Source organism: Rhodoferax sp. (assembly GCF_044236835.1).
GTDB lineage: Bacteria > Pseudomonadota > Gammaproteobacteria > Burkholderiales > Burkholderiaceae_C > Allorhodoferax.
The window spans coordinates 1-13769 of the sequence record NZ_JBIIGC010000005.1; the positions used below are offsets into that span (position 1 = coordinate 1).

Genomic DNA, 13769 nt, shown 5'->3' on the forward strand with positions numbered 1-13769 from the left:
TGCCGCACTGCATCGCCAGTTAACTGGCGATGCAGTTCCCAAGAGCAAGACAGATACGCAGTTCAGTTAACCTTGCAAACCACGGACTTCTGGAATTTAGATTGGTACGGGGATTGGGGGCAGGTCACTCAGCATCTTCGTAGCCGACGGCAACCCCATCCGCCTCCAGCTTCACCACCACAGCTTCCATGCTTGTCACATGCGAATCCGGAACATTTGAAAAAATTCATATAAATCAACAGCTTACTATCACATGTCTGCTGGACATTGGATTCCTGAGGCGTTTCGGGGTAGTGACGTTTGGTCGAAATGAAAGAACTATTCAAAATTTACCAAGTTACCAAAACAATCTAAATGTACTAAACTTACGGCAGACGACCGGTATCACGGCCCTTCGGTGCACGGACCCACACATGAACACTTTGACCCTCACCTCACCAATTGCCCCCGAATCCACCCGACCGCGCAATGACGCTAACGCCAGCCCTTACGCCACCGCTGCGCAGACTGCTGCTGTGCTGCGCTCTGGCGCGCAATACCGCCGCGAGCGCATGGAGGCTGCCGACATGATCACCACCGACGAAGCCGCCACGCTGGCTGGCACCACACGGGTGACCATCAATGCCTGGATCAAGTCGGGCCGCTGTATTGGCGTTGCGCATTTGCGCCGTGGTTTCAAGCTGCCGCGCTGGCAGTTTGAGCCCGCGATTTGGCCTGCGCTGCAACCTGTTGCTAAGCAGTTGGGCACGACCGATGGCTGGCAGCTGCTGGCGTTTCTGGAGTCCCCCGCCACGGCGCTGGATGGCCAGACACCCCGCGCCGCTCTGGAGCAGGGCGCGCCGCTGCACCGCATCGTGGCACTGGCAACGGCTGAGGCACATTGACCTCAACCCATGAATTTCAAAACACCAACACTACTGGGCCACACACCGCCGATTCTTGAAATTCCCGCGCACCAGCTTTGGCATCGGGTACAACGCAAAACAGCCCTTGAAAACAGCGTGCGGCACAAGGGTTATGTACTGGCACCGCCCGGTGGGCTTGCCGGGCGCTTTGATCTGGCGGATGAAGCCACAGCTTATCTGGCCGACAGCCCGGAGACGGCGCTGTACGAAAGCCTCTTTCGCCGCGAAGTGCGCAGTTGCCACGTCAGCCGCATTGCGCAACGTGCGCTGTTGAGCTTTGAAACTACGTCGCCGCTGCGGCTGGCGGACTTGCGTGGTCTGGAGGCGCATTACCCTGTGCTGCAGTCCATGCGGTACGAGACGAGTCATGCGTTTGCAGCAGCTTGTCGGCAGCAAGGGCTGCATGGTGTGCTCTATGCGTCGGCACAGCACCCCAGCCACAGTTGCGTTGGTTTGTTCGGTACGGGCATTGACCGGACCAAGAGGGCGGCCGCTGTTGATCTGGTGCAGGCAGGCACCGGCTTGTTGCACAAAGCGGTCGTTCTGGCGGCGCGCGGTTCTCAAGTGCCGATACTGTCGGAATGAAGTTTCGCTGCTAGACAGTAGGCAGGCTTCTGGCTAAAGTAAGGAATCCTTACTTTAGCCAGAACACCATGCTAGCCAAGATCACTTCCAAGAACCAACTCACGCTGCCCAAGAGCGTGACGCAGGCCGTGGGTGCCACGGAGTACTTTGATGTGGAAGCCCGTGCGGGGCAGATCATCCTCACGCCGGTGCGCATCCAGCGTTCAGACGCGGTGCGGGCCAAACTGGCGGAGTTGAATTTGACAGAGGCCGACGTTGCCGATGCGGTGGCCTGGGCCAGAGCGCCACAGGCGGCACCCGCAATTGCTGCCGAGCCATTGGCCTCGTACGCGGTTGCCTCAGCCAAGGTCAAAAAGACCGCCGTCAAGAAACCCAAATCCAAGGCATGAACGCTCCACTGCGCGCGGTGTTGGACACCAACGTGGTCCTGTCGGCGCTGGTGTTTGGTGGAGCCGCCGCCGGGCAGGTGCGGCAGGCGTGGCAGCAGGGCGCGCTCTTGCCATTGGCCAGCACCGCTACCGTGCAAGAGCTGGTGCGGGTGCTGGCCTACCCCAAGTTCCGGCTTTCAGGCGAGGAGCAGAACGAGTTGCTGGCCGACTACCTGCTGCATACCGAGACAGTGCGCATTCCCCAGCCGCCACCCCAGGTGCCGGCGTGCCGCGATGTTTTTGACGTGCCGTTCATGCTTCTGGCACTGGCGGGTAAGGCGCAAGTGCTGGTGTCTGGCGACAGGGATCTGCTGGCGATCGCAACAGAGTTTGAGCAGGTAAGTCGTTGCCCAATTCTTGGCTTGGAGGCGTTTATCAGGCATCCGCTGGCGTTCGAGCTATTCCAAAACTTGTAACCCCTTGCGCAACATTCGCAAGGGCCTCGGATCAATTGCATTCTCAGCTTGCTTTTGCGCATCAACCCACTTACATTCAACATTCGCGATTCACGAATATTGAATGTAAGTGCAGCTCAAACCCCAAGACTTTCTGGTAGCCCTCAAGCTTGTCGCTTGGGGTGACCAACGCTGGACGTATGCGCGGCTGGCGCAGGAGCTCGGCATCAGCGTGTCCGAGGCGCATGCCTGCGTCAAGCGCGGGCTGCAGGCAGGGCTGCTTGTAGATACAGCCCTGCTGGCTCCACCGCCTGAGGCCTCCCCGGGAGTGCAAGAGCTTGTGGCGGTCTATCGCGTGCAGGCCAGGCCGCGCCGTGCCAAAGCGGCGATGGCCACCAATGCCGACAACCCGGCCCGTGTGCATAGTCGCAATTTGGCTGAGTTTGCAGTGCATGGGGCCAAATATGCATTCCCAGCGGACAAGCTGCCAGTCTCAGTGGGGGTGCCGACCAGCCATAGCGCGCCTGCCTTTGCGGGTGTGTTCGCCCCGGGTTCAGAAGATTGGGTTTGGCCGCACCCCAATGGCACGGTGCGCGGGCCGGGTGTGGAGCCTTTGCATCCCAGTGTGCCGTTTGCAGCCATGCAAGATGCCAAGCTCTACGAAATGCTGGCCTTGTTTGATGCGTTGCGTGTAGGCCGTGCGCGTGAACGCGGCATGGCGCTCAAGCGGCTGCCTATGTTGATCTACCCCGAGGGGCCTCGGCCCGCAGAGAGGCCCATGTATGGCTAACCCCAATACTGAATTGCTTACCTCCATTGCCTACGCGATGGGTGCGTTGCGCGAGCAAGTCGTGTTTGTGGGCGGTTGCGCTACCGGGCTGCTCATCACGCAGCCCTTAGTGGCAGACGCTCGGGCCACAGAAGACGTAGATGCGATTGTGGAAGTGGCATCGTTGGTCGGCTACTACGCGCTGTCCAGGCAGTTGATGGAGCAGGGCTTCAAGCAAACCATGGCCGACAACACGCCTCCCTTCCGTTGGTACTGGAATGGCATGCAACTGGACTTGGTGCCGCTCGACGAGAAGGTGCTGGGGTTCGCCAATCGCTGGTACAGGCCGGGGTTTGAATCGGCGGTCACGGCAATCCTGCCGTCCGGTCTGCAGCTGAGGCATTTGTCGGCCCCGTACTTCATGGCCACCAAACTGGAGGCATTTAAGGACCGGGGGAATAACGATGTTTACTTGAGCCACGATTTGGAAGACGTCATTGCCGTGGTGGACGGACGCGAAGAGTTGATCCATGAGCTCACCGCTGCGCGACCAGACGTGCGCGACTTTGTCGCACAAACCTTACTCGGCATTTTGCGTCAGCCGGATTTCACGAACGTGCTGCCCGGCATCGTTTCGCAAAGCACGCGCACCGGCTTGGTACTACAGCGGTTTACACAAATGTCAGAGCTGTAAAAAGCCACTAGAACACCTATGAACACCACCACCAACTCCCTCGTCCAGAAGCTCTGGAACTACTGCAACGTGCTGCGCGACGACGGCATGAGCTATGGCGACTACGTGGAGCAGCTCACCTACCTGCTGTTCCTCAAAATGGCCGACGAGCGCAGCGCACCGCCTTACAACCAGCCCAGCATCGTGCCCAAGGCATATGCATGGCCCACGCTCCTGGCAAAAGACGGCGACGAGCTGTTTGACCACTACCGCCATGCGCTGGAAAAGTTGGGGCAAGAAAAGGGCACCTTGGGCCTGATCTTCGGCAAGGCGCAAAACAAGTTCCAAGACCCGGCCAAGCTGCGCCGCGTCATCGTGGACCTGATTGACGCCGAAACCTGGACGGTGCTGGGCGCCGACGTCAAAGGCGACGCCTACGAGGGCCTGCTAGAAAAGAACGCGCAGGACACCAAGAGCGGCGCGGGCCAATACTTCACGCCGCGTGCGCTCATCCAGGCGATGGTCGATTGCATCGCACCGCAACCCGGCGAGCGCATCACCGACCCGGCTTGCGGCACCGGCGGCTTTCTGTTCACGGCGCACAACTACGTCACGGCCCACAACAAAAACTTGACCCGCGACCAACTCAAACACCTCAAAGAAAAAGCCTTCACCGGTTATGAGTTGGTGCAGGCCACCGCCCGCGTCTGCGCCATGAACATGATGTTGCACGGCATCGGCTCAGAGAAGGCGGTGCCGGTGGTGGTTGGCGATGCATTGGCCGCCGACCCCGGCGAGCGCTTTGAGGTGGTGCTGGCCAACCCGCCGTTTGGCAAGAAGAGCAGCACCGTCATCGTGGGGGAGGACGGCCGCACCACCACCGAAAAAGACACCATCGAGCGCGACGACTTTTGGGCCACCACCAGCAACAAGCAGCTCAATTTTGTGCAGCACATCAAGACGCTGCTGGAGAAAAACGGACGTGCGGCGGTGGTCCTGCCCGACAACGTTTTGTTTGAAGGCGGCGCGGGCGAAACCATTCGCAAGCGGCTGCTGCACGAATGCGATGTGCACACGCTCTTGCGCCTGCCCACCGGTTTGTTCTACGCCCAGGGCGTCAAAGCCAATGTGGTGTTCTTTGAGAAAAAGGGCGCCAGCGAAACACCGTGGACCAAGCAGCTCTGGATTTACGACCTGCGCACCAACAAGCACTTCACCCTCAAGACCAATCCACTAAGGCGCGCAGACCTGGACGAGTTTGTGGACCTGTACCAAGTGGGCAATCGGCAACAGCGGCAGGCCACCTGGTCGCCCGAGCCCAACGCAAGTGCGGGCAGTGGCCCCAACGGGCGGTGGCGCGCGTACAGCTATGACGAATTGGTGGCACGGGACAAAACCAGCCTGGACATCTTCTGGCTCAAAGACGACGCCCTGGCCGACGGCGACAACTTGCCAGCCCCCGGTGTCATTGCCGCAGAGATTGTGGAAGACCTGCACGCGGCCCTGGAGCAGTTTCGGTTGATTGCCAGTGACCTGGCCGAGCCAGCGGCGTAATTCCACCACGCTGACTCCCGCATCCGAAGCGTTGGCGGTGGTTGCGGCGTAGGACCGCCCACAACTCGCCATTGAATGTCTTCAGTTTTGTTTGGGTGTGTTGTCCTGGGTCGCGCCGGAACTGCGCAACAGTTGCAGTGCCACTGCGCCCAGCACCGCAGCGGCGGCGATCAGCACCGCCCACAGCAGTGCATTGCCTTTGTCAAAGCTTGTCAACACGCTGCGCCAGCGTTGGCCGCTGCCGGGCTCGGACAGTGGCTTGGGTAATTCCGTGAGCGTGGCCAGTGGCCAGGTCGATGCAGGCGACGCGGCTGCCAGCGCGAGTGAGGCTTGCGGCACCGCGCCCGGCGGGGCGTCTGCGCGCCCCACCGCCAGTGTGTAGGGCGCTTTGCCGTTGGTCAGCACCGCCAGTGTGACGGGCTGCACCCACAGCGTCGATTGCAGTCCGGCGATTTTTGGCGCGCCGCCCCCGGGCCATTCGGTGAGGCGCAGCGCGCGCCATTCGCCTGGCGGAAGCACGTGGGGCGGGTTGCGGCGCACTTCGCCGTTTTGCAGCACCTGGTAGACCACGACGGTGCCCAGCGGCTCCCAGGCAGCTGGGCGCTTTCGGTCGGGGTTGGCGCTGCGCTGACCTTGCAGGGAAAGCGTGTGCAGCTGGTTGGGTTGGTTGACACTCCATTGCATCGCATGGACCGACGCACCGACTGGCAAGGTCCACTGCAGCCCTTTGCTGTCCTGCGTTGCTGGGTCCTGGGGCAATTCCAGCGCCACCCAATCGTCGCCGGGCCGGTCGTCTACGGTGCGCACCCGCACGCTGCGCAGCGTCACACCGGGAACGGCGGGCCATTGCAGCAGCAAGAAGTTGCCTTTCATGGGTGTGGGGCTAGAGAGCCGAAGCTGCGAGTTGCGCGGCGCGCCTGGGCCTTCAAACACATAGAGCGGCCCCTGGTTGGACACGACTTGCCACTGCTGCAAGGTGCGGCTGACGCTTGCCTGCAAGTGCAGTGGTGTGTTCTGCGGGAGTGCTATATCTACGTCCAGTGCGCTGACCATGCCTTGCGTGTCCCGCAGGTCGAACAAGGCTGATTGCATGGGTTCGCCGGAGGCCGCAGGCGGCTCCCAACGTAGCTGCATGCGTTGGGTACCACGTTGGTTGTCGGCACGGACTTCCACGTTGGCAACCAAGGCTTTGTCGGTGGCGTTTTGGGTCGAACCCATCTGCAAGGCGCGCACAAGGGGGCCTTGTGTCTCGGTGCGGGGCGCAGACTCCTTTGCTATGACGGCGTGCGGTAGGGCGTTGCCGTCGGCATCAAAGACGCGAATGTCATCCAAGGATCTGCTTTGCAGGGCTGCCAACCCGCCGGCGGGGAGGTTGACCCGGATCAGCGGTGCATCGGCGGGAGCGTGCAGGGTGGCGTTCCAGGAAAAGCCGCTGGGCTGCAAAAGCGGTTGGGCTTGGGCATGTACCCCCGCCACCAGCACGCTGGTCCATAGGGTTGTCCATAGTTTGTGGTTCATGGCTGTTTTTCTTTGGAGCTGGCCTGGGCCGGAGGGATGGGGGCAAAGTAGCCCACCACCAGCATGAGTACGCCTACGCCAATAAACGACACGATACGTTCACCTCCGCCTTGGTTGGATAAATCAACCAGCAGCAACTTGAGTACGGTCAGGCCGAGCAACGCAGCGCCACCGATCCACCAATTCCGGCGATTGCGGCGGTGGGCTGTGACCATGAGACACAGTGCCAAAACGGCCCAAAGCAGGGAGTAGCCTGTTTGCACCAGGAACGAATCGAACAGCGCCTGGACATTCCAATCAACACCGCCGAAGTGGTGGCATACCCGCAGCCACACCGTGTTCAGGGCGACGAAACCCACCCCCAGCCAGAGTGTGTCCCACAGGCGCCGACGTGCCATGGCAGGCACCTCCAGTGTGCTCTCACGCAGACGTCGCATCCAAAGTGCCGCGACTGCCAGCGCGAGTGCCACGCTCAGATCGGTGGGGTTGAGCAAGGGGATGTAGGGCAGCGGTGCCGTGTTGCCGCGCGAACCCAAGGCCACCAGCAGCGCACCGGCGACCACGATCCAAGCCACCGGGGCAGCGCCACGCCAGGCGTAGGCCAGCGCATGGGTTTTCATGGGCCAGCGCTGGCGCCATGCTGAGGCTGCACCTAAGAGCGTGGCTGCGCTGACCCCCAGCAGCACCGCAGTGGCAGCACTGAGCAGGACCACAGACGCCCAGGCCGTATCCCACAAGCCTGCGCTTTGCACCCCGCGGTACAACAGATCGCCGCCCAGCACCACCAGCAGCCACACACCCGCGCTGTGCGCCCAAGACCAGGCGCGCTGTGGCGAAACACGATCGACGTTGCGCAGCGTGTGCAGGTGGGCAAGCGCCGCAAGCGGCCAGACCCACCAAGCGCTGGTGTAGTACGAGTTCTCCTGCGTGGCGAGTCCAAGCAGCGCGCAGATCAACAGGAGTGGCATGTTCAGTGCGGTTGGCAGGGCGGCGATCCAAAGTGGTTTGGCGCGCCTTGGCAAAGCCAAGAAGTGGACCAACCAGGCGCTCAACACCCACGCCAGCGCGCCGTAGAGAAAGGTGTTCGGCCAACTCGAGAGCAGGTCCGAAGGTTCGTGCACCAGACGCCTGATTTCAGTCCAAAGTGCCCACTGCCACCACAGGAAGCCGAGGGCGCCAAACACGGTTGGCCAGTGCTTCTCCGATTCGAGGTACGTTTGATTCCAGGAGGTGAATGGTGTGGAAGGTCCGCTGTAGGTGTGTGCGGTCCATGCAATGACCGCAGCGCCGGCTGCCAAAACGAGTGCGCTAATAAAGTCTGGGTTGACGATCGTGCTGGCTGGCGCGGCCCCAACTTCAAGACCCGACGCATAGAGGATTGCAGCGAAGATCTGCAGTGCTGCACCTGTCAGCCGCGCGAGCCAGCGTTGTTGGCGCAGGCCCATCCAGAATACTGCCCCACCCTGAATGGCCCAAGCGGTCGCAATCCAACGCCCGTCCAGTGCCAGCGGAACGGCAAGGGTCGCGAACCCCAGAGCCAAGGCGACGCAGCACTCCACCAGCCACTGCGCTGTCGGACTGGCAACGCGCTTGAGAGTTACGTAGCCAGCAAGCACATACCAAGCAGCCAGCCCCAGCGCGGCAGCGGCACTGGCGTAGGGGATGTCCCAGACCAAGTGCGCCAACAGGCCCATGGCCACAATGGGATTGCCGAACACCAGCGTGGCGTCGACCGCGCGTTGTTGGGGCAAACCGTGACGCAGGGCGTACCACCATGCGGCAAAAAAGTACTGCAAGAAGAACGCCAACAGAAATGGCAACGTGCTGTCCAGCTTCTCGGGCTGGTACTGCAGAGTGCCCCACAGCGTTGCAACACCAAAGGTGGCAAAGAAGCCGAGCAGGTTGATTGGCCGCCAAGCGCGCAGCGCTGCGATGGCAACCACGCCAAAGTTAACCAGCAGGTAATAACTAAACAGCCACACCGAATCGCCTTGCCCGTCGGACGCCAGCATTGGCGCCGCAAACGCGCCGAGCAACCCAATGAACGCCAGCGCTTGCGCGTTTTGCAGCAGCGCAATGGAGGTGGAAAGCACGCAGACGGTGGCCAGCAAGATGAAGGTGGTGCTTGGGGGGAGCAGTTGGTAGAGCCCATAGGCCGCGAACACGGTGAGGTACAAAACGCCGACACCCGCGCCCTGCAAACTCAGCCCGAAGCCGCTGCCCTGTGGGTTGGCGCGCTTGCGCCAACCCACAATAAAAAGGACCAACCCGGTGGCGCCGATACCCGCCAAGCGCACCGAGGGCGGAAACAATGCGTTTTCGATCGAAAACTTGGCAAGAAGCGCCAACCCGATGAAAAGCAGCAACAGACCCAGCCGCAGCACCGTGTTGCCGCCCAACAGCACTTCGCGCAGCTTGTGCATGCTGTCCGCGACCGTGGTGTCCGTGTCAAGCTCAGGCTCCCACATTCTGGGCTTGGCCGTGGCGGGAGCGGTGGAGGCGGTGGGGGCGGGCGCAAGGACAGATGCCGAGTTGGTAGGCGCATGAACTCGGGCCGTATCCTGCATCCGCACTTCTGATGGCGGTGGCGCGCGGGGTGGCGCCGGAACGGGAACCGGAGAATCTGATGCAGCGAGGGTGCGCTGCACCTGCCCCAACGACGCCATGCGCCGACCGACCTCGTCTTGGACGGCCTTCTCCACCGTCCTGCGGATGTTGTGCTCGAGGATCCATCCCCCAATCCCGCCGATGACCGCGCCACCGATCGCTCCAAAAATCCCATCCATTAACGCGCCGGCAATCGCTCCAGCGGAAAGCAGAAAAGCAAGCATTGATGTCCTTGTTCGCAAATCCAGTCGGGTCCAGTGTAGCCACGCAAGCGTACCGATCACTAGGGTATGCCCCGGCGAACGAGACTCCATGCTCTGCCAGAGGCGCCAACCGCACAAAGCACCGGCTGGCGAATTAGTGGCGCGCAGGTCAAAGCTGTGGATACCGGGTGAAAACCCTAGCGAGGTTGGAATGCCCGCGAGTGGAGAATGCCCGGTGTTTTTTTCATTTTTATAAACGGAGACGCCACGATGACTGAACCCAAAGCCCCCCGCCGCCGCAACCTACTCAAGGGCGCAGCTGTTGCAGCAGGCGCACTGTCTGCGCCCATGATCGCCAAGGCGCAAACCGGCCCGATTTCCATGCGTTGGCAGAGCACCTGGCCGGCCAAGGACATCTTCCACGAGTACGCCCAAGACTACGCCAAGAAGGTCAATGACATGAGCGGTGGCGACCTCAAGATTGAGGTGCTGCCCGCGGGCGCCGTGGTGCCAGCGTTTGGTTTGTTGGAAGCGGTGTCCAAGGGTACCCTGGACGGTGGCCACGGCGTGCTGGGCTACCACTACGGCAAGCAAAACGCGTTAGCCCTGTGGAATTCGGGCCCCGCGTTCGGCATGGACGCCAACATGATCTTGGCTTGGCACAAGTACGGCGGTGGTGCCGAGTTGCTGGCCAAGTTGTATGCATCCATCGGCGGCAATGTCCAGTCCTTCTTGTACGGCCCTATGGCTACCCAGCCCCTGGGCTGGTTCAAAAAGCCCATCACCAAGGCCTCCGACTTCAAGGGCCTGAAGTTCCGCACCAACGGCTTGGCCATTGACCTGTTCACCGCCATGGGCGCTGCTGTGAACGCCTTGCCCGGCGGCGAAATTGTGCCCGCCATGGACCGCGGGCTGCTCGATGGCGCGGAGTTCAACAACGCCAGCTCCGACCGTCTGCTGGGTTTCCCCGACGTCTCCAAGGTGTGCATGCTGCAAAGCTACCACCAGAGCGCCGAGACCTTCGAAATCATGTTCAACAAGACCAAGTACGACGCGTTGCCGTCCAAGCTCAAGGCCATCATTGCAGGCGCCACCGAGGCAGCGTCTGCCGAAATGTCCTGGAAGGCGATCGACCGCTACTCCAAGGACTACATCGAGTTGCAGACCAAAGACAAGGTGAAGTTCTACAAGACGCCCGACGCCATCTTGCAAGAGCAGCTCAAGTTGTGGGACGCGATCCTTGCCAAGAAGTCGGCCGAGAACCCCTTGTTCAAGGAAGTGGTCGAGTCGCAGAAGGCATTCGCCGAGCGCGCAGTCAAGTGGGACCAAGACACCTACGTTAGCCGTCGCATGGCGGTGAGCCACTTCTTCGGAGCCAAGAAGAAGGCTTGATTTCCCTCGGGTTTTCCACCCGCAGCCCTCCAACCCCCGTTGGAGGGCTGATTTTTTTACTGGGCCGCACTTATGCAGAAACTGCTTCTCACGGTTGACAAGATCAGCACACTGATCGGTCAGTTTTTTTCCTGGCTGATTCTTTTTCTTACCTTGATGATTTCTTGGGAAGTTTTTTCGCGCTATGTGCTGGACAGCCCGCACCCTTGGGCCTTCGACGTGATGAGCATGATGTACGGCACGCTGTTCATGATGGCCGGTGCCTACACCTTGTCCAAGAACGGCCATGTGCGCGGGGATGTGCTGTATGGTTTTTTTCCGCCGCGCTTGCAAGCCGGTCTGGACCTGACCTTGTACCTGCTGTTTTTCATTCCGGGCGTGGTCGCGCTGGCCTGGGCGGGCTACAACTTTGCGGCGGAGTCGTGGGCGATCAATGAGCATTCCAACGTCACCGCTGACGGGCCGCCGGTGTACCCGTTCAAAACCATTATCCCGATTGCGGGCGCTTTGCTGTTGGCCCAAGGTTTGGTGGAAATCGTGCGCTGCGTGGTGTGCCTCAAGAACGGCGCGTGGCCCAAGCGGGGCGAAGATGTGGAAGAAGTTGATGTGGAAAAACTCAAAGAAATGGTGCATGTGAAAGACGAAGACATTGCCAAGCTGGACGCCCTGGTGCTCGAACCCAAAGGGAGCCACAAATGAAAAAAGAAGTGTGGTTTGGCCTGACGATCATGGCCTTGGTGGTGTTGGCAGCATTTATCCTGCTGCCGCCCGCTGCCCAAATGACCAACGGTCACCTGGGTCTGTTGATGCTGGCATTGGTGGTGGTCGCCATCATGCTGGGCTTTCCGACCGCCTTTACCCTGATGGGCATGGGCATGTTGTTCGCGTGGATCGCCTACCGCAGCCAAAACCCCGACCTTGCGGTGCAGCAAACCCTGGATTTGATGGTGCAGCGCACCTTCTCGGTCATGTCCAACGATGTGCTGATTTCCATCCCGCTGTTCGTGTTCATGGGCTACCTGATTGAGCGGGCCAACCTGATTGAGAAGCTGTTCAAGAGCATGCACCTGGCGACTGCCCGTGTGCCGGGCTCGCTGGCGGTAGCCACCATCATCACCTGCGCGATTTTTGCAACCGCCACTGGCATTGTGGGCGCGGTGGTCACGCTGATGGGCTTGCTGGCTTTGCCGGCGATGCTGCGGGCGGGTTACAGCGTGCAGCTCTCCGCTGGCGCGATCACCGCCGGCGGTTGCTTGGGTATCTTGATTCCGCCCTCGGTCATGCTGATCGTGTACGGGGCCACCGCCGGCGTGTCGGTGGTCAAGCTCTACGCTGGCGCGTTCTTTCCGGGGTTGATGCTGGCGGGCTTGTACGTCTTGTACGTGGTGATCGTGGCCAAACTCAAGCCGAGCATGGCGCCTCCCATGTCCGAGGCGGACCGCCATGTGCCGCTCCCCGCGTTTGCAGAGCAGGTGTCTGCCAACGTCAGCAACAAAGTGCTGCCCGGCCTGATTGGCGCGATCAAGGGCAAGCGCAACGCGCAAGTGCCCATGAAGGACTTGCTGAGCCATTTGGGCATTGCCCTGTTGCCCGCGATTGCGGTGGCGCTCATCATGGGCTTCATTTACTTCAAGCTCACTGCACCAGTGGTGGAAGTCTCAGGGGCGGAAGTCGTCGCCATGGGAGGCTCCAGCTTCGACGAAACCGAGGAAGCCACCGAAGAGGAGGGCGGGCTTGCCGCCCCGCCCCAGGAAGAGGACGGTCTGAGCACGCCGCCTGCCGAGGGTGAGGCCAAGCCGCTTGGCGCAGAAGGTGCAAGCGCATCCGAAGGCGCAACGCCGGCCTCTGGCGGCGCGGCCACTGCCACCGAAAGCGCAAGTGCCAACGCCACAGCAGCTTCCGGGACTACCGAGGCAGCGGCCCAAGCCGCAGCGGCACCCGCCGCAGACGCCGCCACGCTCGAGCGGCTGCCCGCGCCCTTGAACTTCTGGATTGCGCTGGCCAGCTGCGTGGTCGCTTTGGTCTTGTTCTACGCGTTCTTCAGCTTCACCCGGCTGGAGATCTTCAAGATGCTGCTGGGGTCGTTTTTCCCGCTGGCCGTCATGATTTTGGCGGTGTTGGGAACCATCGTATTTGGCTTGGCAACGCCGACCGAGGCTGCCGCCATGGGGTCTCTGGGCGGACTGTTTCTGGCCGGTGCCTACCGCCGCCTGAACATGACGGTGATGCGCGAGTCGGTGTACCTGACGGCCAAAACCAGCGCCATGGTGTGCTGGTTGTTTGTGGGCTCCAGCATCTTCTCGGCCGCGTTTGCGCTGCTGGGTGGGCAAGAGATCATCAACCAATGGGTGCTGTCCATGGACCTGACGCCGGTGCAGTTCATGATCTTGGCGCAGGTGGTGATCTTCTTGCTGGGCTGGCCGCTGGAGTGGACCGAGATCATCGTGATCTTCATGCCGATCTTTATTCCGCTGCTGCCGCACTTCGGTATCGACCCGCTGTTCTTTGGCCTGCTGGTGGCCTTGAATTTGCAAACCGCCTTCTTGAGCCCGCCGGTCGCCATGGCCGCGTTCTACCTCAAGGGCGTGAGCCCCCCGCATGTCACCCTGAACCAGATCTTTGCCGGCATGCTGCCTTTCATGGCGATTCAGGTGTTTGCCATCTTCTTGCTTTACCAGTTCCCAGCGATCGGAATGTGGCTGCCGGAGGTGCTGTACAAATAGCGGAGTGGGTGCGACGC

At 61.1% G+C, this 13769-nt stretch carries 12 protein-coding genes; 10 read left to right on the top strand and 2 right to left on the bottom strand.

What is annotated here, in order from left to right; all coding sequences use genetic code 11:
* Nucleotides 1–413 precede the first annotated feature (413 nt).
* The 7 genes from ACILRC_RS04940 (at nucleotide 414) to ACILRC_RS04970 (ending at nucleotide 5309) form a co-directional block, all read left to right on the top strand.
* Nucleotides 414–884, top strand: a complete 471-nt coding sequence (locus ACILRC_RS04940; protein WP_395668246.1) for a hypothetical protein — start codon at nucleotides 414–416, stop codon at nucleotides 882–884.
* 9 nt (nucleotides 885–893) lie between these two features.
* Nucleotides 894–1490 carry an RES family NAD+ phosphorylase gene (locus ACILRC_RS04945; RefSeq protein ID WP_395668247.1) on the top strand — a complete coding sequence of 199 codons (597 nt, stop codon included), beginning with the start codon at nucleotides 894–896 and terminating at the stop codon, nucleotides 1488–1490.
* A 68-nt stretch (nucleotides 1491–1558) separates the two neighbouring features.
* Nucleotides 1559–1879 carry an AbrB/MazE/SpoVT family DNA-binding domain-containing protein gene (locus ACILRC_RS04950; RefSeq protein WP_395668248.1) on the top strand — a complete coding sequence of 107 codons (321 nt, stop codon included), beginning with the start codon at nucleotides 1559–1561 and terminating at the stop codon, nucleotides 1877–1879.
* Complete coding sequence (locus ACILRC_RS04955) at nucleotides 1876–2334, top strand: putative toxin-antitoxin system toxin component, PIN family (protein WP_395668249.1); 459 nt, start codon at nucleotides 1876–1878, stop codon at nucleotides 2332–2334. Before ACILRC_RS04950 ends, ACILRC_RS04955 begins: the two co-directional genes overlap by 4 nt.
* 109 nt (nucleotides 2335–2443) lie before the next feature.
* The gene (locus ACILRC_RS04960; protein ID WP_395668250.1) at nucleotides 2444–3103 is read left to right on the top strand and encodes a hypothetical protein; all 660 of its coding nucleotides are present in this window, start codon (nucleotides 2444–2446) and stop codon (nucleotides 3101–3103) included.
* Nucleotides 3096–3776: a hypothetical protein gene (locus tag ACILRC_RS04965; RefSeq protein WP_395668251.1), complete on the top strand. Its 681-nt coding sequence runs from the start codon at nucleotides 3096–3098 to the stop codon at nucleotides 3774–3776. Before ACILRC_RS04960 ends, ACILRC_RS04965 begins: the two co-directional genes overlap by 8 nt.
* Nucleotides 3777–3794: 18 nt before the next feature.
* On the top strand, nucleotides 3795–5309 hold the full coding sequence (locus ACILRC_RS04970) for an N-6 DNA methylase (protein WP_395668252.1): 1515 nt from the start codon (nucleotides 3795–3797) through the stop codon (nucleotides 5307–5309).
* An 81-nt stretch (nucleotides 5310–5390) separates the two neighbouring features.
* On the opposite strand, the gene ACILRC_RS04975 is transcribed toward ACILRC_RS04970, so the two are convergent.
* Nucleotides 5391–6827, bottom strand: coding sequence for a DUF3999 family protein (locus tag ACILRC_RS04975; RefSeq protein WP_395668253.1), 1437 nt, complete (start codon nucleotides 6825–6827; stop codon nucleotides 5391–5393).
* Nucleotides 6824–9658, bottom strand: coding sequence for a DUF2339 domain-containing protein (locus tag ACILRC_RS04980; RefSeq protein ID WP_395668254.1), 2835 nt, complete (start codon nucleotides 9656–9658; stop codon nucleotides 6824–6826). Before ACILRC_RS04980 ends, ACILRC_RS04975 begins: the two co-directional genes overlap by 4 nt.
* A 249-nt stretch (nucleotides 9659–9907) precedes the next feature.
* Here ACILRC_RS04980 and ACILRC_RS04985 point away from each other — a divergent pair, with 249 nt between their 5' ends.
* The 3 genes from ACILRC_RS04985 (at nucleotide 9908) to ACILRC_RS04995 (ending at nucleotide 13752) form a co-directional block, all read left to right on the top strand.
* Entirely contained in the window at nucleotides 9908–11029 is a 1122-nt protein-coding gene (locus ACILRC_RS04985; protein ID WP_395668255.1) for a TRAP transporter substrate-binding protein, read from the top strand.
* A gap of 72 nt (nucleotides 11030–11101) precedes the next feature.
* A complete protein-coding gene (locus tag ACILRC_RS04990; RefSeq protein ID WP_395668256.1) occupies nucleotides 11102–11728 on the top strand; it encodes a TRAP transporter small permease subunit in 627 nt (208 codons plus the stop codon).
* On the top strand, nucleotides 11725–13752 hold the full coding sequence (locus ACILRC_RS04995) for a TRAP transporter large permease subunit (RefSeq protein ID WP_395668257.1): 2028 nt from the start codon (nucleotides 11725–11727) through the stop codon (nucleotides 13750–13752). Before ACILRC_RS04990 ends, ACILRC_RS04995 begins: the two co-directional genes overlap by 4 nt.
* Nucleotides 13753–13769 lie beyond the last annotated feature (17 nt).

Coding starts and splice junctions, on each gene's coding strand:
- ACILRC_RS04955 (WP_395668249.1), top strand. CDS start 1,876: ATGAACGCTCCACTGCGCGCGGTGTTGGACACCAACGTGGTCCTGTCG.
- ACILRC_RS04965 (WP_395668251.1), top strand. CDS start 3,096: ATGGCTAACCCCAATACTGAATTGCTTACCTCCATTGCCTACGCGATG.
- ACILRC_RS04980 (WP_395668254.1), bottom strand. CDS start 9,658: ATGCTTGCTTTTCTGCTTTCCGCTGGAGCGATTGCCGGCGCGTTAATG.
- ACILRC_RS04945 (WP_395668247.1), top strand. CDS start 894: ATGAATTTCAAAACACCAACACTACTGGGCCACACACCGCCGATTCTT.
- ACILRC_RS04970 (WP_395668252.1), top strand. CDS start 3,795: ATGAACACCACCACCAACTCCCTCGTCCAGAAGCTCTGGAACTACTGC.
- ACILRC_RS04975 (WP_395668253.1), bottom strand. CDS start 6,827: ATGAACCACAAACTATGGACAACCCTATGGACCAGCGTGCTGGTGGCG.
- ACILRC_RS04995 (WP_395668257.1), top strand. CDS start 11,725: ATGAAAAAAGAAGTGTGGTTTGGCCTGACGATCATGGCCTTGGTGGTG.
- ACILRC_RS04950 (WP_395668248.1), top strand. CDS start 1,559: ATGCTAGCCAAGATCACTTCCAAGAACCAACTCACGCTGCCCAAGAGC.
- ACILRC_RS04985 (WP_395668255.1), top strand. CDS start 9,908: ATGACTGAACCCAAAGCCCCCCGCCGCCGCAACCTACTCAAGGGCGCA.
- ACILRC_RS04990 (WP_395668256.1), top strand. CDS start 11,102: ATGCAGAAACTGCTTCTCACGGTTGACAAGATCAGCACACTGATCGGT.
- ACILRC_RS04940 (WP_395668246.1), top strand. CDS start 414: ATGAACACTTTGACCCTCACCTCACCAATTGCCCCCGAATCCACCCGA.